18 protein-coding genes are annotated in these 19,914 nt (G+C 38.0%); 11 read left to right on the forward strand and 7 right to left on the reverse strand.

Annotated elements, in window-relative coordinates:
• Window positions 1-48 precede the first annotated feature (48 nt).
• Entirely contained in the window at window positions 49-1,200 is a 1,152-nt protein-coding gene (hemW, locus tag HX005_RS11850) for a radical SAM family heme chaperone HemW (protein ID WP_286377520.1), read from the forward strand.
• A gap of 83 nt (window positions 1,201-1,283) precedes the next feature.
• Window positions 1,284-1,766 (forward strand): hypothetical protein, encoded by a 483-nt coding sequence (locus HX005_RS11855; protein WP_286377591.1) that lies wholly within the window; start codon window positions 1,284-1,286, stop codon window positions 1,764-1,766.
• Window positions 1,767-1,778: 12 nt separating this feature from the next.
• Here the strand turns inward: HX005_RS11855 and HX005_RS11860 are convergent, their stop codons facing one another.
• Both HX005_RS11860 and HX005_RS11865 read right to left on the reverse strand, forming a co-directional pair.
• Window positions 1,779-2,216 carry a GNAT family N-acetyltransferase gene (locus tag HX005_RS11860; RefSeq protein WP_286377521.1) on the reverse strand — a complete coding sequence of 146 codons (438 nt, stop codon included), beginning with the start codon at window positions 2,214-2,216 and terminating at the stop codon, window positions 1,779-1,781.
• A gap of 80 nt (window positions 2,217-2,296) precedes the next feature.
• Complete coding sequence (locus HX005_RS11865; RefSeq protein WP_286377522.1) at window positions 2,297-4,120, reverse strand: acyl-CoA dehydrogenase C-terminal domain-containing protein; 1,824 nt, start codon at window positions 4,118-4,120, stop codon at window positions 2,297-2,299.
• Between the two features lie 236 nt (window positions 4,121-4,356).
• On the opposite strand from HX005_RS11865, the gene HX005_RS11870 reads away from it, so the two are divergent.
• Window positions 4,357-6,696 carry a hypothetical protein gene (locus HX005_RS11870; protein WP_286377523.1) on the forward strand — a complete coding sequence of 780 codons (2,340 nt, stop codon included), beginning with the start codon at window positions 4,357-4,359 and terminating at the stop codon, window positions 6,694-6,696.
• Between the two features lie 70 nt (window positions 6,697-6,766).
• Here the strand turns inward: HX005_RS11870 and aroE are convergent, their stop codons facing one another.
• The 4 genes from aroE to ribA form a co-directional block, all read right to left on the reverse strand.
• Window positions 6,767-7,555 carry a shikimate dehydrogenase gene (gene aroE / locus HX005_RS11875; RefSeq protein WP_286377524.1) on the reverse strand — a complete coding sequence of 263 codons (789 nt, stop codon included), beginning with the start codon at window positions 7,553-7,555 and terminating at the stop codon, window positions 6,767-6,769.
• Window positions 7,556-7,653: 98 nt separating this feature from the next.
• Window positions 7,654-7,860, reverse strand: a complete 207-nt coding sequence (locus HX005_RS11880) for a hypothetical protein (protein WP_107007547.1) — start codon at window positions 7,858-7,860, stop codon at window positions 7,654-7,656.
• A gap of 245 nt (window positions 7,861-8,105) precedes the next feature.
• Window positions 8,106-9,053, reverse strand: coding sequence for an oxygen-dependent coproporphyrinogen oxidase (gene hemF, locus HX005_RS11885; protein ID WP_286377525.1), 948 nt, complete (start codon window positions 9,051-9,053; stop codon window positions 8,106-8,108).
• 140 nt (window positions 9,054-9,193) lie between these two features.
• The gene (ribA, locus tag HX005_RS11890; protein WP_286377526.1) at window positions 9,194-9,796 is read right to left on the reverse strand and encodes a GTP cyclohydrolase II; all 603 of its coding nucleotides are present in this window, start codon (window positions 9,794-9,796) and stop codon (window positions 9,194-9,196) included.
• Window positions 9,797-10,112: 316 nt separating this feature from the next.
• Between ribA and dxs the strand changes: the two genes are divergently transcribed.
• Window positions 10,113-12,017, forward strand: coding sequence for a 1-deoxy-D-xylulose-5-phosphate synthase (gene dxs / locus HX005_RS11895; RefSeq protein WP_286377527.1), 1,905 nt, complete (start codon window positions 10,113-10,115; stop codon window positions 12,015-12,017).
• 137 nt (window positions 12,018-12,154) lie between these two features.
• A complete protein-coding gene (locus tag HX005_RS11900) occupies window positions 12,155-12,985 on the forward strand; it encodes an inositol monophosphatase family protein (RefSeq protein ID WP_286377528.1) in 831 nt (276 codons plus the stop codon).
• A gap of 261 nt (window positions 12,986-13,246) precedes the next feature.
• Here HX005_RS11900 and HX005_RS11905 read toward each other — a convergent pair whose 3' ends face one another.
• Window positions 13,247-13,726, reverse strand: a complete 480-nt coding sequence (locus tag HX005_RS11905; RefSeq protein WP_286377529.1) for a hypothetical protein — start codon at window positions 13,724-13,726, stop codon at window positions 13,247-13,249.
• Between the two features lie 523 nt (window positions 13,727-14,249).
• Between HX005_RS11905 and HX005_RS11910 the strand changes: the two genes are divergently transcribed.
• The 6 genes from HX005_RS11910 to HX005_RS11935 all read left to right on the forward strand — a co-directional run bounded on the left by HX005_RS11910 (window position 14,250) and on the right by HX005_RS11935 (window position 19,774).
• Window positions 14,250-16,115 (forward strand): DEAD/DEAH box helicase, encoded by a 1,866-nt coding sequence (locus HX005_RS11910; protein WP_286377530.1) that lies wholly within the window; start codon window positions 14,250-14,252, stop codon window positions 16,113-16,115.
• Between the two features lie 429 nt (window positions 16,116-16,544).
• Window positions 16,545-17,363, forward strand: coding sequence for an ABC transporter ATP-binding protein (locus HX005_RS11915; protein ID WP_286377531.1), 819 nt, complete (start codon window positions 16,545-16,547; stop codon window positions 17,361-17,363).
• Window positions 17,360-18,139 (forward strand): lipid asymmetry maintenance ABC transporter permease subunit MlaE, encoded by a 780-nt coding sequence (mlaE, locus tag HX005_RS11920; protein WP_286377532.1) that lies wholly within the window; start codon window positions 17,360-17,362, stop codon window positions 18,137-18,139. Before HX005_RS11915 ends, mlaE begins: the two co-directional genes overlap by 4 nt.
• Window positions 18,139-18,816, forward strand: a complete 678-nt coding sequence (gene mlaD, locus HX005_RS11925; protein ID WP_286377533.1) for an outer membrane lipid asymmetry maintenance protein MlaD — start codon at window positions 18,139-18,141, stop codon at window positions 18,814-18,816. The genes mlaE and mlaD overlap by 1 nt, the downstream gene beginning before the upstream one ends.
• Before the next feature lie 22 nt (window positions 18,817-18,838).
• Window positions 18,839-19,471: an MlaC/ttg2D family ABC transporter substrate-binding protein gene (locus HX005_RS11930; RefSeq protein WP_107007554.1), complete on the forward strand. Its 633-nt coding sequence runs from the start codon at window positions 18,839-18,841 to the stop codon at window positions 19,469-19,471.
• 15 nt (window positions 19,472-19,486) lie between these two features.
• Window positions 19,487-19,774 (forward strand): STAS domain-containing protein, encoded by a 288-nt coding sequence (locus HX005_RS11935; protein WP_286377534.1) that lies wholly within the window; start codon window positions 19,487-19,489, stop codon window positions 19,772-19,774.
• Window positions 19,775-19,914: the final 140 nt, after the last annotated feature.

The raw sequence follows: 19,914 nt of genomic DNA on the forward strand, positions 1-19,914 counted from the left end.
GACTCATGCTAAAATTCACCATTCTCTAAATTTCTCTGAGCTTCTTCCTTGGCTGATTTAAATCCTCAAAATATTCCACTTTCTCTCTATATTCATATGCCGTGGTGCGTGCGTAAATGCCCCTATTGTGACTTTAACTCGCATGCTGTGCCTGATGGAAAATTGTCTTTAGATCTGGAACAGGAATATTTACAGGCATTGGTTGAAGACTTTAAAACACAAATTGATTTTGCGCAGGGACGTGAAATTCATAGTGTATTTATTGGTGGTGGTACACCATCGCTCATCTCAGCGCAGGGTTATCAATGGTTATTTACCCAATTAAAAGCTCTGATTCCATTTCAACAAGGCTGTGAAATTACGTTGGAAGCCAATCCCGGCACGGTGGAGCATGATCCATTTGCAGATTATCTAGATGTAGGCATTAACCGTTTATCTCTTGGAGTACAAAGCTTTAATACCGAGCATTTAAAAAAATTGGGACGTATTCACTCCAATGATGATGCGATTTTGGCGATTCAACATGCCAAACAAGCAGGCTTTGAACGTGTTAATGTCGATCTAATGCATGGCTTGCCTGAACAGACTTTAGAACAAGCGTTAAATGATTTAAAACTTGCGGTGGAAAGTGGTGCAACGCATATTTCGTGGTATCAATTGACCATTGAACCCAATACCGTGTTTTTCCGTACACAGCCGACTTTACCTGTCGATGATGTTTTGGAAGATATTCAGGAACAGGGCGAAGCCTACTTAAAAGCCAATGGTTTTATTAACTATGAAGTGTCTGCTTGGCGTAAAGAACAACCTTCTGCACATAACTTAAATTATTGGCAGTTTGGCGATTATTTGGCGATCGGGGCAGGGGCGCATGGCAAAGTGACTCAAGCGGATGGCGTGTATCGTTTTCAGAAAACCCGTTTACCGAAAGATTATTTGGCAAAAGTGCCTGCGGAAAATTTGCAATTTAAACGCATTGAAAATGAAGATATGCCTTTTGAATTTATGATGAATGCACTGCGTTTGATGGATGGCGTAAAAGCGGATTTATACGCAGAACGTACAGGTTTGGATTTAAAAGATTTACAGAGTTTAGATTCTTTAAAACAGCGTCAGTTGATGGTGAATGATCCTGATATTTTAAATTGTACCGACAAAGGACATTTATTTTTAAATTCAGTTTTGGAAGCGTTTTTGTAAAATTCTTCCTGTTATTTTTAGCATTTTGCTATGATGATCAGGAAAATAATCAATCAGCGTTGTTTCTAAAAATGCAAAAAATAATCAGAAAAATTCTAATCATACTGTCATTCTGCGTGTTGGGAGTGACAGTAGCTTATGCCAAAACCAATGTCCCTCAATTTAAGGATTATCCTGTTAAACCTTATACGGGTAAAACTGCACAATTGGATATGTCTGATGAAAGTGCCCGAATGTTTCGTACTCGTTTACGTGATGCATTAAAAGAAAAGCCGAATTTTGCAGGTGAATATGTGATTACCATGTGGGGTTGTGGTGCGAGTTGCCGTAGTTATGCCTTTATCAATAAACGGACAGGAAAGTTGTTGGAGGGTGGTTTTGGTGGTGAGGGAAGTCAGGAAGATGTGATCGACTCACGGGCAAACAGCCGCTTATTGGTCACTCAAGAAGAACATAATAATGAAAATTGGGAAGTGGAGAGTATCACCACTCGATTTTATCTCTTTGAAAATAATAAATTTAAACTACTGAAAGCGGTGAAAGAGCCTGCACCGAAAGAAAAGTGAAAATATACAGTGCTAAATTTCAGCGCTGTGTTTTAAATGTAAAAGAGGATAGGCTTTGCCGTGACCATCCAATTCAGATCTTGAAATGACTTCAAAACCAAGTTTTTGATAGAAACCAACAGCTTGTGGATTTTGCTCATTTACATCCACTTTTTGAATATTAAGCTTTTCAATAACAAACAGTGTTAAGGCTTTACCAATCCCTTGACCTCTAAAGTCAGGCTCAATAAATAGCATTTCAATATTGTCAGGACTTGTGCCAATAAATCCAATAATTTGATTGTCTTGTATATATTGATGTAGTAATACATGTTGAAAATATTCATTTAAAATCAGAGGTTTTAATTCTTTAATTTCGCTTTCAGGTAGAAAATGATGTGTTGCTCTGACTGAGCGTTCCCAAATGTCAATTAAAATAGGGAAGTCTTCTTTGGTGGCAATTTGAATCATAGCTCATTCCATGTTGATATTTAAATTGAATGAAAAAAGACCGCCGAAGCGGTCTTTTAAATTTTCAAATGACTGAAAACTTAGTAATCAAAGCTGAAGTGATCTGCTTCAAGCGCCATCATCGTCTTAGATGGATTCACCATAGACTCTGCATGACCTTGTGCACGTGGTAACAATTGTTCAAAGTAAAAATCAGCCACTTTGATTTTTGCTTTATAGAACTCAGGAGTTTCTGAACCTGTACCAGACGCTAATTTTTCAGAAGCAACAGCCGCTTGCTGTGCCCAATAATACGCCATCATTGAATAGCCAGAGAACATCAAGAAGTCTACAGAAGCAGAAGATACGATGTCACGGTCTTTGCGTGCAGCAAGCATGATACGAACAGTCAATGCATTCCACTGTGCACAGATCTTGGTTAGATCCCATGCAAAACGACGCATGTATTTATTACGTGCATGTTGACCACAGAATTTCAGGATTTCACCTGTGTATTCACGAACCACTTTACCTTTAGAAGAAAGCAGTACTTTACGACCAATCAAGTCAAGAGCCTGAATACCTGTTGTACCTTCATATAAAGTTGAGATACGCGCATCACGTGCGATCTGTTCCATGCCATGTTCTTTGATATAGCCATGACCACCAAACACTTGCATACCTAAGTTTGCAGACTCCAGACCCATTTCAGTCAGGAAGCCTTTCAAAATTGGGGTATAGAAACCAAGTTTGTCATCATATTCTTCAAACTTCGCTTGGTCGCCTTGAAGCAGGGCATCGGTCATTTTATCTGCAAGCTGAGCTGCATGATAAATCATTGAACGACCACCTTCAGCAAATGCTTTTTGAGTCAATAGCATACGGCGTACATCAGCATGGTGAATGATCGCATCTGCAACACGTTCAGGATCTTTTTTACCTGAAAGCGCACGCATAGACATACGATCTTTTGCATAAGGTAAAGCACCTTGGAAAGACAACTCCGCATGTGCAAGACCTTGAACCGCAGTACCGATACGTGCTGTGTTCATGAAGGTAAACATTGCATGTAAACCTTTGTTGATTTCGCCAATCAGGTAACCTGTTGCTTCATCAAAGTTTAACACTGCAGTTGCAGAACCACGGATCCCCATTTTGTGCTCAATTGAACCACAGGTTACAGGGTTGCGTTCACCTACACCACCATCCACAGTTGGAATGAATTTAGGCACGATGAACAGAGAAATACCTTTAGTACCCGCAGGCGCATCTGGAAGACGTGCAAGGACGATGTGAACAATATTTTCAGTTAAGTCATGCTCACCTGCAGAGATAAAGATTTTTGTCCCTGTGATTGCATAAGTGCCGTCTGCTTTAGGTTCAGCTTTGGTTTTAACCTGACCTAAGTCTGTACCACATTGTGGTTCAGTTAAGCACATCGTGCCAGACCAAGTACCCGCCGTAAGGTGAGGCATGTAAGTTGCTTTTTGTTCATCTGTACCAAATTGCAAGATTGTATTCATACAACCCATGCTCAAACCTGGGTACATGGTGAATGACCAGTTTGCAGTTCCCATCATTTCAGATTTGATTAGGTTTAAAGACATTGGTAAGCCTTGACCGCCAAATTCTTCTGGGTAAGACAGACCTTGCCAGCCACCTTGAACAAACTGATCGTATGCTTCCTTAAAGCCTTTCGGTGTAGTTACTTCGCCATCTTTAAAATGACAGCCTTCTTCATCACCAGACTGGTTCAGAGGAGAAAGAATATTTTCACAAAAATCTGCTGCACCTTCCAAAATCATATCAATGGTGTCTGCATCGGCATTTTCGCCAATCGACAATGTTTGGTAATGCGCTGGATAGTCTAAAACTTCATTCATTAAGAAACGAATGTCACGGAGAGGGGCTTTATATGCTGGCATGTGCTTAATCCTAATTTAGAAATAGTTTTGGATTTTCAATCGATACTTTCATTATTCATAAACAAAATAAAAATACATTGATAACAGCAACTAAAAGAAATGTCAGAAAAGCTAATTTATCGGGTGAACTGTAAGCAATTTTTATTATTTTTTGCTACAATTTTAACCGTTTGTAAAATGATTATTTTAATCGTTTTTTTTGGTAATTATAATTATTCAAGGTGTTAGACAATTCTATGCGATTAAAATATTTAAGCTTAAGTCTTTTTAGTTTGAGCCTGACAGCATGTTCGTCACATGTCATTAAAACCAATTCTCTACATTCTAATTTAGATACAACGCAGCGCGCGACTCAAGCGCTCAATGCGATTTATGAAACGCCAAATTTTGATTATTCAGGAAAGATCAAAATAGATCTAAACCAAAATAAGCAAGGTATTTTGAATCAAAATGAAAAACAACAACCACGTTTAGATCCTGAAATTGAAAAAAAACTAAATCAATATTTGGTTACACAAAAGATTAAGTTGAGTGAAACAGAAAAACAAGCGTTGTATCAACAAATGGCGCAACCAAACGTCATTGCTTTAAGTGAAATCATGGGTAAAGGCGCAGCTTTTGTTGAAACGATGCTGAATGACTTAAATATTCATTATGATGGAACGGTAAATTATCGTCAAAAAATGGCTTCTTTTAACCTGATAACACAGTATAAAAAACCAAATTTATCAGTTGAAATGCGTATTCCCACCATTATTGATTTTAATAATTATAAATTTTATACCCATATTTTTTCATTGATGCCTTATTTAGCAAGCCCTGAAGATCAAGATAAATATGTTTATTTTGATTTTTCAAAATACAAAGATCAAATCTCTAGTGTTGACCAAAAGGCTTTACTTGAGTATTTAAAACAATCGAGTGTAAGTACATACCTTGTGGCAGATCAAAATGACCTGCGTCAGCTTAATGTAAATGGCACAGAGCGGCAGCAGGGTGTTGTTGAGAAAATTCGTTTGCAAGGGAATGTTGAGGAATTATTTTTAAAAGCAAATTTGTACAGTGCAATAAATCGTGAATATTTGATGCAATCTGTATTTAAAATGGATGCAGCATCAGAACAATCTGCGATAAAAAACTTAGCTGCTCAAGTGGTTTCAGAAGGGCTAGAAGATACAACTTTAAATGAAGATGATGGTCATAATGAATATGATGAAGCCACTGCTGCGATGTATAAACTTTATAAAGCAGTCAATAAAACCGTTTTAAATCATAATGATGAGGCTGAAGCGCTTGCGATAGCAGAAACAGCAAGCGCAGTAGCAGATGCAACAGACGCTACAAGTCAACTTGCAGACCATGTAGATGACGAGGATGACTCAGTACACGAAGCAAGCTCAGCAGAGAAAGTATTGCTGACTTCAGCGCAATGTGAAAGCTTAGCGCAACGGAAAGCCAGTATTCGTATGGGAGATGTCGTTTATTGCCAGTCTTATTATGATATTGATGTACTAGATACTGCTGCGACATCCTCTTTAACAGAGTTACAGAACTCTGCACGTATACAAGCATTAACTGAAAAATTTAAAACATTCGGTCGTAAAGATCACTTGGTGGATGCTCAGCAATTTAAACAATTATGGTTGGCTCATCAAGATGAGATCGAAACAGCTTTACCGATAAAAAATAAAAGAAATCCATTTGTTATAGATCTTTATATTGACCAGTATGGGCGTATGGTCAAAATGGACTATGATTTAAAATATCACATGGCTGATTTGCAACGTCAGTTTAATGTCAAATTTGATATGCAGATCCAAAACTATGGCAAGGCAACGCAGATAGACCGTCAAACTTTAAAACAAGCGAAACCATTTGCCGAGATTTTTAAAGATGGTTTTATTAATCGAATTTTTGGTAGTTTATCAGAGCAAACACCAGACTCAACAACGCAAAGCATTGATTTTTCCAAACAATTAACTCAGTTGGCAAAGACGGCATTTCAGCAAACGAAGTCCTATGAAAAAACCTATCAGATTGTTTTTATAGCGAAATTAACCCATGATTATCCTGAAATTGTAAAACAATATACAACCCAAGATTTACAAGAAATTGCTGCTGTGTACGCTTATGCATATACGGATGAAGATATTTATAACCCTAAAGGTCAAGCTTTAAAATATATTCAACTCCTGAAGAAAAAACATCACTTGGAAGAAGATGATCAATTTGATCATGATTTGGGCAATGATGTTGATGATTTAGTAGAAGGTGTATGGACGACAAGGCAGGGAAGTCTTGAAACTGAAAATTTGTTAAAAAAACATAAAACGGTTGAGGCTGCATTTGCCTATGAATATATGCAAAAATTTGAGGCAGAAAATACGATTGATGATACGCAGCGTCAGGAGTTTAAAAAGACAGCTCATATTTTAGCAAAAGCGTATACTGCTTTTAGGTCTCAAAAGTTTAATCAAGCGATCGTGGCAAATTTGACTGAAAACTCAGTCGAGTTTATTGATTATGCGTTATTTAAAAATACTTATGAGAAATTTAGTCAGGCAAATTTAAAGTAACGGGTTTGAGCGTAAAAAAGAACTTGTGATCAAGTTCTTTTTTATTTTTATGGAATTTGGTCGATAAAAATTAAAGATAATCTTTGATATTAGGTTTTACACCATTCCAGATTCGAAATGCTTCTAGTGCCTGCCCAACAAGCATTCCAAAACCTTCTGTATGTTCAACACCACGAGCTTTGGCTTGATCTAAAAAACTTGAAGGTTTGCCATACGCCATTTCATAAGCATAATTAAACTTTAAGTTTTCAGGTAAAACTAAGGCATCGCCTGACAAACTTGCTGATGTTGCATTGATAATAATATCAAATTGCCCTTTTAAATCATCAAGTTGACATGCTGATAGTTCAGCTTCAGGTACAGCATCTTTTAAATCTGCAATCAATTGTTCAGCACGAGCCAATGTACGATTTGCAATAACAATTTTTTTGACACCTGCTTGTACTAAGGGATAAATGACACCGCGTGTTGCTCCGCCTGCACCTAAAATTAAAATAGTACAATCATCTAAAGACCAATCTAAGGCTTGAATGGCTTCAACTAAGCCTTGACCATCGGTATTGTCACCATGTAATTGACCATTTTCCATCCAGAGTGTATTGACTGCTTTGGCAATTTTAGCGCGTTCAGAAAGATGTTCACATAAGGCAAAAGCTTGCTCTTTAAATGGAACAGTAACATTCATCCCCGCGCCATTTTCGGCAAAAAAGCAACGAACACTATTTTCAAAACCATCTAAAGGCGCAAAGCGTTTTGCATATTCCAACTCAATGCCTGTTTTTTCTGCAAAAGCATGATGTAGCTCAGGTGAGCGAGAATGTTCAATGGGATTACCAATAACGGCAAACTGTTTGCGCATGTTGCAAAATCCTTAGACTGAAATTGAGCCTTAATATACGTCAAAAAGACGATGCTCTAAAGTCTAAAGTCTTGCTTATGTGAGGAATGAGAGGAAAATTAAGGATTACAAATATCAACAAGAGTATTAATAAAAATATAGGTCATGTTTAAACATAAGCCAATGATGGCAATGAACATTAAACTAAAGCCAAAATGATCATTAAAAGGCTTTTCTGAAAAAATCACTGTACTAATCGCACTGAGTAAGGCAATGAAAAGACTGAAAAAAACGATTCCATTTAGGCTGATATTTTTTGCGTACATATCAATATCCTGAGTATTGGAACTACAAAATAAGTCGATAAATTTGACCTTTTGTATTCCATTCAATTCGAAAAGTAGCGTTATGTGTAATGTACGTGATTTATCTTTTAAAAGAACCAGAAAGCTGTGTGGAAAGTGTCACAAACTATGAATTCAAAACGATGAGATACTGACTTTTTAAGATGGTTGAAATGAAAATAAAAAACCCAAGTACATAGACTCAGGTTTTTTATAACAATAAAAAATTAATCTGCTTTTAGTTCAGCCAACCAATCTTTGGGTTTTAAATAATAATCTGTCAGACGTTTTTCAGGCGAATTTTCATCCCATTCAGGGCGATACGACCATGCAGCAAGCGGAGGCATACTCACTAAAATAGATTCAATACGCCCACCAGTTTGTAAACCAAACAATGTGCCACGGTCATAAACTAAATTATATTCTACATAGCGCCCACGGCGGTAAAGCTGAAAGTCACGTTGTGCTTTGGTAAAAGGTTGATTCTGATGTTTTTGAAAAATAGGTAAGATTGCTTCTAAATAACCATTGCCAACAGCTTGTATATATTCAAAGCATTTCTCAAAACCCCATTGATTTAAATCATCAAAAAATAAACCTCCAATACCACGTTGTTCATCACGATGTTTTAAATAAAAATAATCATCACACCATTTTTTATGTTCAGCATATACAGTTTCACCAAAAGGCGCGCACAGATCAAAGGCTTTCTGATGCCAAGCCAGCACATCTTCATCATTTGGGTAAAATGGTGTGAGGTCAAAACCACCACCAAACCACCAAATGGGTTCTTGTCCTTCTTTTTCTGCTACAAATAGACGAACATTGGCATGCGATGTAGGTACATTTGGATTTTTAGGATGAATGACCAATGAGACACCCATTGCTTGTGCCTTAGCACCTGCAATTTGTGGATGACGCTCTGTTGCAGATGCAGGAAGTTTAGAGATGTTAATGTGTGAGAACATCACACCACCTTTTTCAATCACTGTACCATTTTGTAAAACACGTGAACGACCACCACCACCTTCAGGACGCTCCCAATCATCAATTTCAAATGTTGCTGTACCGCCACTTTCGAGTTCTCTTTGCTCTAAGCCTGCGCAGATACGTGCTTGTAAGTCGAGGAGAAATTCGCGAACACGTTGAATATCTGCTGAAGTCGGATTCTGCATGATGAACCTCATTGGAAAAATTAAAATGAGAAAATTGATGTACTGTTTATATCAAAACACAAAACCATAAAAAAAATAAGGGATTTTTGAAAAAATTCAATCATCCCTTATCGTCTTGGTTTTTATTTATAGAAAATAAATTAAAAATCATCTTTTTCGTACATATGTGACATACGATCATGTTTGGTTTTTAAATAATCTGCATTGAACTCATTTAAACCGACTGTCAAAGGTACACGATCAATTACATCAATACCTAAATCAGTCAAAGCTTTTAATTTCAATGGGTTATTGGTGATCAGCTTGACTTGTTTAACCTGTAATTGATCAAGCATAATGCTACACATGTCATAAGTGCGTGCATCGGCAGGTAAATTTAATAATAAGTTAGCATCTACAGTGTCATGTCCCTGATCTTGCAACGCATAAGCACGGATTTTATTGGTTAAACCAATACCACGACCTTCCTGACGTAAATATAAAATCACGCCTTGACCTGCATCATTCATCATTTTCATGGTGTTATGTAATTGTGGACCACAATCACACTTCAAAGAACCGAAAGCATCCCCTGTTAAACATTCAGAGTGGATACGAACTAAAACGGGCTCAGTAGGCGCATTTTCCAAACCTTTAGAAAGAGCAACATGCTCTTCACCCGTCTGAGGATCCTGAAATACAGAAATTTTAAAATCACCATAAGCTGTTGGTAATTTTGAAGTTGCAACAAACGCTATTGGCACAGAATCTTCCATTTTTGTTTAGAAATTAGCTAAAGTATAGCGTAATGCTTGGACATTAGTAGAATTGTCAAACATGTTTTTATAGATAACTTTGCGATAAACTTTTCTTTTTTGTATAAAGCAGACAATAATAGTTGATCTAGAGATAGATTATTCAGGATAATTGTCATAACGAACACAATTGCGAAGTTGGATTGACTCTAATGACGCATCATTATAAATGTGGCTGATTGAATGTGATATGATTCGATCTCACAATCATGCTAACCCGTGTCCCTAGCTTAGATTTGCCAGGCTTTAGAAGGCTTTGCCACATATGTTGTATACTGAAATACCTAGTCAACGTCCTGTTACGCCATTGTTGGATGCTATTGATCATCCACAACAATTACGTCAGCTTGAGCAGAGCCAATTGGCACAGGTCGCGGACGAATTACGTCAATTTATTTTGTATGCTGCTGGTCAAAGTGGCGGGCATTTTGGTGCAAACCTTGGCGTTGTCGAATTAACAATAGCACTCCACTATTGTTTTAATACTCCAAATGACCGATTAGTTTGGGATGTAGGGCATCAAGCTTATCCCCACAAGGCATTAACGGGTCGCCGAGAACAATTGACCACCATACGTGCTAAAAATGGTTTAGCTGCTTTTCCTGCACGTGAGGAATCTGTCTTTGATACTTTTGGTGTAGGGCATTCATCCACTGCAATTTCAGCAGGTTTGGGTATGGCACTAGCACGTCGCTACCAAAAAGACCCATGTGATGTCGTCGCCATCGTTGGTGATGGTGCTATGACAGCAGGTATGGCATTTGAAGCAATGAATGATGCGGTTGCTCATCATGCTGACTTGATGGTTGTACTCAATGACAATGATATGTCTATTTCATGTAGTACAGGTGGTTTTGCTAAACACCTTGCTGCAATTTGGGAAAAAGGGCAATTCATAAATATTGATGAGCAAGGTCAGGCTTTTGTTCAAGACTGCCCAGAATGGGATTACAATTCTCGTTTACATCAATCTGCAACTGATGCAGCAGATAACTTATTTAAAGCGATTGGCTTTGATTATTTTGGACCGTTTGACGGTCATGATGTGAATCAATTAGTCCAAGTGTTTAATGCGCTGAAAAAACGCAAAGGACCACGCTTAATTCACATTTATACGGTGAAAGGTAAAGGATTTGCGCCTGCGGAAGCAGACCAAATCAAATATCATGCAATTGGCAAAATAAATGCAAGTCCTGCAAAAGCGACTGCGCCAAAGTACTCAGATGTATTTGGTCAATGGTTGTGTGATCAAGCTGCGCAAGATGACAAATTGCTCGCTATTACACCAGCGATGTGTGAAGGTTCGGGAATGGTGCAGTTTGCCAAACAATTCCCTGAGCGCTATTTTGACGTGGCGATTGCAGAACAACATGCTGTGACCTTGGCAGCAGGTATGGCGTGTGAAGGCTTAAAACCAGTTGTGGCGATTTATTCAACCTTTTTACAACGCGGTTATGATCAACTGATCCACGATGTTGCATTACAAAATTTAGATGTGACATTTGGTATAGATCGTGCAGGTTTGGTTGGTGAAGATGGTCCGACGCATGCAGGTGCATATGACTATGCCTTTATGCGTACTGTGCCAAATATGGTGATCATGGCACCAAAAGACGAAAATGAATGTCGCCAAATGTTGCATACGGCTTATATTTATAAAGGTCCAACGGCTGTTCGTTATCCGCGAGGTAATGGGCTTGGTGTTGAGATTCAGCAGCAACTGACTGCGCTTGAAATTGGTAAAGCAGAATTATTGCTAGAGTTAAATACTGAACATGAAGAATGCATCAGTATTTTGGCTTTTGGTAGCAGAGTACAAACTGCATTGGATGCTGCACATCAATTAGCTTCTAAATTGGATATTGCAATACGTGTTGTGAATATGCGTTTTGTGAAACCATTAGATGAACAAATCATTCGTGATTTAGCAGACAAAACCAGTTTATTTGTCACTGTAGAAGAACATGCTGTAATGGCAGGTGCGGGTAGTGCTGTGAATGAATTCCTTGCGCATGCTCAAATTGTAAAACCAATCCTGAATCTTGGTTTACCTGATGAATTTTTGCCACAAGCCAGTCATGCTGAAATGTTGCAAGATTGCGGTTTAGATGTGCAAGGCATTCAAAATTCAATTGAACAAGCTTGGCTTAATTTTGTGCAACATGTTTGAAGCTTTTAAATACTCATAAATAAATGAGTTAAAAAAATAGCAACAAAATTTCCCTAAAAGCCCCAATATTTGTTAAAATGTTGGGGCTTTTATGCATTATTCTTTATCAGTATCTTCAAATTTGTAGTGGGTGTTCAATGGAACCTATGGTGGTTATGGCTGCGCGTGCGGCTCAATTAGTTGGTCAAGAGCTTTTAAAAGCGCATCAAAATCGTCATAAACTCGATCTACAAGTCGAAGAAAAAGGTATTGATGGTCCAGTAACTCGTGTAGATCGCTACATTGAGCAACTAACAATTGATACACTTCGTAAAAGTTATAAAAATCACAGCTTCCTTGGTGAAGAATTTGGTTTACAAGAAGGTAAAGGTCACGATGCAGATTGGTGCTGGGTGATTGATCCGCTTGATGGTACGCTAAACTTCATTAACGGTTTCCCTCATTTCTGTGTTTCTATTGCAGTTCAACATAAAGGTGTAACTCAGCACGGCGTTATTTATGACCCTGTGAAAGATGAGTTGTTTTCTGCAAGCCGTGGTCGCGGTGCAATGTTGAACCAACGCCGTATTCGTGTAAATGTGAAAGACAACCTTGAAAATACATTCATGGGTGTTGGTCATGCATTCCGTAAAATCCGTAATGGCGAAGTGGTTTCTTATGCAAAAAACCATTTTGATTCATTGTTAAATGTGACTGAAGCTGGTGCGCAATATCGCCGTGCTGGTTCTGCTGCATTAGACTTGGCTTATGTGGCTGCGGGTCGTTTAGATGGTTATTTTGAACTTGGTTTGAAACCTTGGGATATCGCAGCAGGCGAACTCATTGTAAAAGAAGCGGGCGGTACAGTAGTAGATGCACGTGGTGGTTCTGACTCTATGGACAATGGTCAAGTGATCGCATGTTCTATGAAAATGTTAAAACCGCTGATGCAAGCTGTTGTTCCTGCTTGGGGTGAAGCTGCGAAGTAATTTATACTTTTGTAGTTTGAGTTTTAAAAAGCCTTCATGTGAATGAGGGCTTTTTTATTGAAATTTTTTTCATTAAATATGGTAGAAATAAGTTGTAGTTAAAAAGTAAACATATAAACAAATACATGTATTAAGTCCTAAGGCTATAATTTTTCATGATTGATTTTTGCTATATGTATTATTACTTAGACGAATTTACATATCCTAGTATCTCTCATATGTATGTTCACATGTGAGGTATTATGTGCCTATACACTTTTATTAAAAATCATATTTTATATACTTAAACAAACTATCTTTAATTTCTGAAATTGCACTTAATATATGATCATAAAAAACTCTTTCATGCCTAGATTCATTGGTTGAGAATCTTTGAAGGTTTGATTGAATTTTAATTGAATTAAATAGTGTTATGAGTTTATCTGTGCTTTCAACTACTTTAATATCATTATTAGTAAGTTTTTTTATCAAACTAATTTTAGGTAAATTTATAGTTTTCCATTTTTTAAGTTCTCTTTCAAATTCTTTATAATTATTGCTTTTAAAATCTGCATTAAATTCTAGATTTTTGTATATTATTTCTAGTCCATCAAGTCTTTCCCAATAAGACTTACATTCATTAGCGACAACCTCTTTTCCTTTTTGCTTGTTCCATTGATTAAATATATATAACGCAATAGCAGGTGCTATTAATGGAATAAACTTTGAAGCTAATTCCCAATTAAAACTACAAATATCCATAATTTATCCTTTTATTTAGCTCAATCCGCTCTGTGGTGGAATTCCAAATTTTTTGTAGTTAATTTATAACGATATTATTATAAATTTCCTAGAGTTAACACATCAACTATTTCGGCATTTCATCTTACAAGGGTGAAACGAGGAATAACACCTAGAATCTGATTGCATCTCTCTTATGATGCCTAAATTATCACTCACAGGAAAAAACAATAAAACTTCGTGACATTATTTTAAATTCTGCTATACTCCGCGCACGCACTAAATTTCGTTCATTACCTGAACATTTCTCTTCTATATTGTGTATGCGCGTCCGGTCCAAAGAGAGGACAATATTTCGCGCCCCACCCAATCGCTTAAGCGATTCCTTCAGGTTGCGGCTGTAATCAAATGTGCGTTATACGCATCGTCGTTCTCGGATCGCCGCTGATTCTATATTTTCAGCGATTATTGCTGTACCGCTTTTTGCCGATGTCCAATAGACCATATTTTTAATGGAGCACCCACATTCGGGGTGAATATCTCTATGAGCAAAACTTTTGCTGATTTTCCTTTAGACGAGTCATTACATAAAGCACTCGAATCTCTTGGCTTTACGACACCTACACCAGTTCAAGAACAATCGATTCCAGCGGCTTTAGAAGGTAAAGACCTTTTAGTATCAAGCCAAACAGGTTCTGGTAAAACTGCTGCATTCTTACTCCCTACGTTAAATGCTTTAGCTGGACAAGAAACTTTTGTACCATTTAAAGAACGTATGAAAGCGGTTACTCAACCAAATATTCTTGTAATTTCACCTACACGTGAACTTGCACAACAAGTGTGCCAAGATGCAATTGCATTTGTACGTCATATGAAAGGTGTACGTGTTGCTGCAATCATGGGTGGTATGCCATTTGGTAAACAAATCCAGCAGTTAAAAGGCGCGCAAGTTGTAGTTGCAACGCCAGGTCGTTTACTTGACCTTGTAAACCGTCGTCAAATCAAACTTGATAAAGTTGATTCTTTAATTGTTGATGAAGCTGACCGTATGCTTGATTTAGGTTTCTCTGAAGACCTAGAAGCAATTAGCGATTTAGCTGCAAATCGTAAACAAACATTAATGTTCTCTGCAACATTTGCACCACGTATCATTAACCTTGCTGAACGCATGATGAATGAGCCAGAGCGTATTGCAATTGAGACAGGTCATTCTACAAATACTGACATTACCCAAACTTTACACTGGACTGATGGTTTTGAGCATAAGAAAAAATTGCTTACACATTGGTTAAGTGAAGAAGACGTAGATCAAGCTGTTGTATTTGCTTCAACACAAGAAGATACAGACATGTTAGCTGAAGAGTTAGCTGAAGCTGGTCTTTCAGTTGTAGCACTTCATGGTGCGATGCCACAAACTGTACGTAACCGTCGTTTACGTTCTATCCGTGAAGGTCGTGCAAAAATCTTAGTTGCAACTGATGTTGCAGCACGTGGTCTAGATGTACCAACGATTTCACACGTAATCAACTTTGGTCTTCCAATGAAGAACGAAGATTATGTACACCGTATTGGTCGTACAGGTCGTGCAGGTCGTACAGGTAAAGCAATTACTTTAGCAACTTATCGTGAACGCGGTAAAATTCGTGCTTTAGAAGATTATTTAGATGCACGTTTAAATGTATCTGAAATTGAAGGTTTAGAACCATCTCCACCTCCTGCACGCGGTAGTCGTGACGGCGGCGGTCGTGGTCGTAACGGTGGTGGTCGTCGTGACGGCGGTCGTGGTGGCTTCGGTGGTGGTCGTCGTTTTGAAGGCGAAAGCAATTTCAAACGTCGTGAAGGTGGTGAAGACCGTCCACGTCGTAGCTTCGATGACAAGCCTCGTGGTGATCGTCCATCTTATGGTGAAGATCGTCCTAAGCGTTCATTTGGTGGTGAAGACCGTCCACGTCGTGAATTTAACAACGATCGTCCACGCCGTGAAGGTGGTTTTGAAGACCGTCCACGTCGCGAATTTAACAACGATCGTCCACGCCGTGAAGGTGGTTTCGAAGATCGTCCACGTCGCGAGTTCAACTCTGATCGCCCACGTCGTGAAGGCGGTTTTAACGATAAACCTCGTTTTAACTCGAATGATGACAATCGTGGTAACAGCGTAGACTATAAACCACGTCGTGAAGGTAACTTCGGTGACCGTCCTAAACGTGATTTTGGCGACCGTCCACAACGTTCTTTTGGTGATGACCGTCCTAAGCGTTCATTCGGTGGTGAAGATCGTCCACGTCGTGAATTTAACAATGATCGTCCACGTCGCGAATTCAATGAAGACCGTCCGAAACGTTCTTTTGGTGATGATCGTCCTAAGCGTGAGTTCAATTCAGATCGCCCAAAACGTAAATTTAATGACTAATTAAATAAAATTAAATAAAAAAACCAGCCTTTAGGGCTGGTTTTTTTATTGTAAAAAATATGTCACATAAAATTGTTTTTATTGTGAAATTAATCACATTAATGTTAAGATGCTAAGGGAGTGACTTGTAGGATGTAGATCGTGATTAAAGAAAGTTATGGAGAAGTGATGCTATATATATTTTCAATTCTTCTCATCTCAAATATTGTTTATTTTATTTATAGTATTTTAATTTAAGTCAAATTAAAGATTTAATGAGTCGTAAAATAAATAAAACTGATCTGAATTTAATCAATAAATAATCAATAAACACACCTTGAGCGCATTGATCTGTAAAAATTAGAACAAACGCTTCATCTTTAATTACAACAAATTACTGAATTTCAGAGTATAGTATGCGAGCTGATGAATGCAGGAAAACGTTCAGCTATGAATAATCAATCATTTCTCGATGGACAAGCTTTAATTGAAGTAAGCAATTTAAGTTTTAACCGAGGGGAACGTGTCATTTATGACAATGTAAGTTTAAAAATTCGTCGTGGGCAAATTACCGCAATTATGGGACCATCAGGTACAGGTAAGACAACTTTACTGAGATTAATCGGTGGTCAGTTGGCACCTGATTCAGGTCAAGTATTGCTTGATGGTAAAAATATTGCTTCCATGTCTCGTACTGAATTATTTGCTGCTCGTGCACGTATGGGAATGTTATTCCAAAGTGGTGCATTATTTACAGACATGACTGTTTATGAAAATGTCGCTTTCCCGATTCGAGCACATACGAAGCTCCCTGAAAATTTAATTGCAGAATTAGTTGCGTTAAAATTAGAGTCTGTCGGTCTACGTGGTGCTGAAAAGCTGATGCCATCTGAACTTTCTGGTGGTATGAACCGTCGTGTGGCACTGGCTCGTGCGATTGCATTAGACCCTGATTTGATCATGTATGATGAACCTTTTGCAGGACAAGATCCAATCGTGATGGGTGTGTTGACACGTCTCATTCGTTCTTTACGTGAAGCATTAGATTTAACCACGATTATTGTGTCGCATGATGTAGATGAAACGCTTTCAATTGCAGATTACATCTATGTTGTTGCTGAAGGAAAAGTACAAGGTGAAGGCACACCTGCCGAATTACAACAACATGCTTCTCCATTTGTACAACAGTTTTTAACAGGTTCAGTTGAAGGACCTGTGGATTATCAATTTAGTCATCAAGCTTATTTAAGCAATGAGGTTGGTTCATGAATGCAATTGCCTTATTAGGTAGACGCGTTCTAGAACGTGTTCAGGGCATTGGTGTTGCAACGGTCATGTTGCTTCGTATTTTATGCTCTATGCCGACCCTTTTAGGGGTAAAGCTTTTTATTTATCAAATGTATCGAGTCGGTGTTCTATCTTTCTTGATCATTGCTGTTTCAGGTTTATTTATTGGTGCAGTGCTTGGTTTGCAGATGTATAACATTCTCGTTACTTTTGGTAGTGAAGCAATGTTAGGTGCAGCCGTTGCATTGACGTTATTGCGTGAACTAGCGCCTGTTGTTGCTGCATTACTTTTTGCTGGTCGAGCAGGTTCTGCATTAACTGCCGAAATTGGCTTAATGAAAGCCACTGAGCAGCTTTCAAGTATGGAAATGATCGGGGTTGATCCTTTAAAACGAGTTGTATCACCACGGTTATGGGCTGGAATTATCAGTTTACCGATGTTGTCTGTGATTTTTGCTGCGATTGGGATTATGGGCGGTAAAATGGTGGGCGTTGACTTTCTTGGTGCAGATGAAGGTTCTTATTGGAGTGGGATTTTTAGTAGTACACAATTTTATAAAGATGTACTCAATGGCACCATTATTAAGAGTTTCGTTTTTGCCTTAATCTGTACATGGATTGCGGTATACCAAGGCTATACCTGTGAGCCAACTTCTGAAGGTATTGCAACTTCAACGACACGTACAGTCGTATATTCATCATTGTGTGTATTAGGTTTTGATTTTGTGTTGACTGCGGTCATGTTCGGAGGGGTTTAATGAAGTCACGTACTAGTGAGCTGGCCGTAGGTGTTTTTGTCATTGTCTTCGGTTTAGCTTTATTTTTCTTAGCAATGAAAGTCAGCGGTTTGGTGGGAAATACCCTAAAAGACAGCTATAGCATGACGGCAACTTTTGATAATGTAAATGGTTTAAAACCACGTGCAAAAGTGACCATGAGTGGTGTGAAAATTGGTCAAGTTGAATCTATTTCTTTAGATCCAGTTACACGACTAGCGACAGTTAAATTTGAGTTAGATGGTTCTTTAACTAGTTTTAACCCAGCACAATTAAAGACTGTACAGCAAAATGCTTTAGAAGAATTACGCTATAGTTCAGACTACCAAGCTGCTGATGCAAAGAAACAAAAAGAAATGGAACAGCAACTATTGAGTAACATGAAATCCATCACCAGTATTGATGAAGATGCTTACATAATGGTTGCAACAAATGGTCTATTAGGCGAAAAATATCTTAAAGTTGTACCGGGTGGTGGCTTGAACTATGTTAAACGTGGCGAAAGTGTTTCAAATACTCAAGGTACAATGGATCTAGAAGACCTTATTTCTAAATTTATTACTGGTGGTGCAGGGAAATCATCAGAGGGTGCATCAGGTTCTCAAGATGCATCTACATCGACAGAAACGACTGATGCTCAAACATCTTTTGTGGAATAAGCATAAGCGGAGAGATTTAAAGATGAATATGTTATTAAAACAAACTTTCACTGCAACAGTATTGACAACAATGCTTGCGACTGCTGCAAATGCTGCCCCTGCCGAAGCACCTGCAGCATTTGTAAAACGTGTTGCAGATGGTTTAATTACACGTTTAAAAGCAGACCATGCGAAGTTACAAAATAACCCAGCAGCGGTTAAAGCCATTGTCCGTCAAAACTTAGATCCATATGTGGATGGTCAGGCATTTACACGTATTGTGATGGGTACTTATGCGACAAATCAATATAGTAATGCTGCTCAACGTGCTCAATTTGAACAAAATTTCCGTAATACGTTGATTGAGAATTATGGTTCAGCTTTTGCTAAATATACCAACCAAACATATAGCATGCGTCCATATAAAGACACAGGCAGTAAGAACCCAGTTGTAACACTCGACTTTAATAATAAAGGCGAAAAAATTCCTGTCTCATTCCAGTTGGCGGATCATGGTTCACAATGGAAAATTCGTAATATCAATGTATCAGGGATCGACTTAGGTTTACAATTCCGTAATCAATTTGCTGCTAACGTAAAACGTAATGGTGGAAATATTGACAAAGCAATTGCAACATTTGAACCAGATGCAGATGCAGCAGTCAATAAAAAATAAGTTGGTAGGTGTTGAATGATTGAATTTAAAAATCAGGAACTGTATGTCAGCGGTAAGATTGCTTATGAGAATGCTGAAAACTATTATTTAAATGGTTTGAAAATCATTCAGGCTGAAAATAAATTTCCATTAACGGTGAATTTATCACAGTTGGAACATGGCAGTACTTTGGCTTTGTCTGTTTTGGTGCAGTGGTTACGCCATACACCCAATACGCAAGGCTTACAATTTAAAGCTGTTCCTGAAAAGATGATGAAGATCATTCAAGCTTGTCATTTACAAGATGATTTACAATTGATTTAAATTGTTAAAGTAAAAAGAAAAGCACCGAAAGGTGCTTTTTTATTTTCATATTGAAAATGTCTAAGTTGCTTGTATTGATATGTGAAAATACTCAGACACTATTGTAGATTCGGTGCGTTTCTTGCGCTTCGCTTTGAAGC

The sequence above is a fragment of the Acinetobacter sp. R933-2 genome (assembly GCF_030325485.1).
Classification (GTDB): Bacteria; Pseudomonadota; Gammaproteobacteria; order Pseudomonadales; family Moraxellaceae; genus Acinetobacter; species Acinetobacter sichuanensis.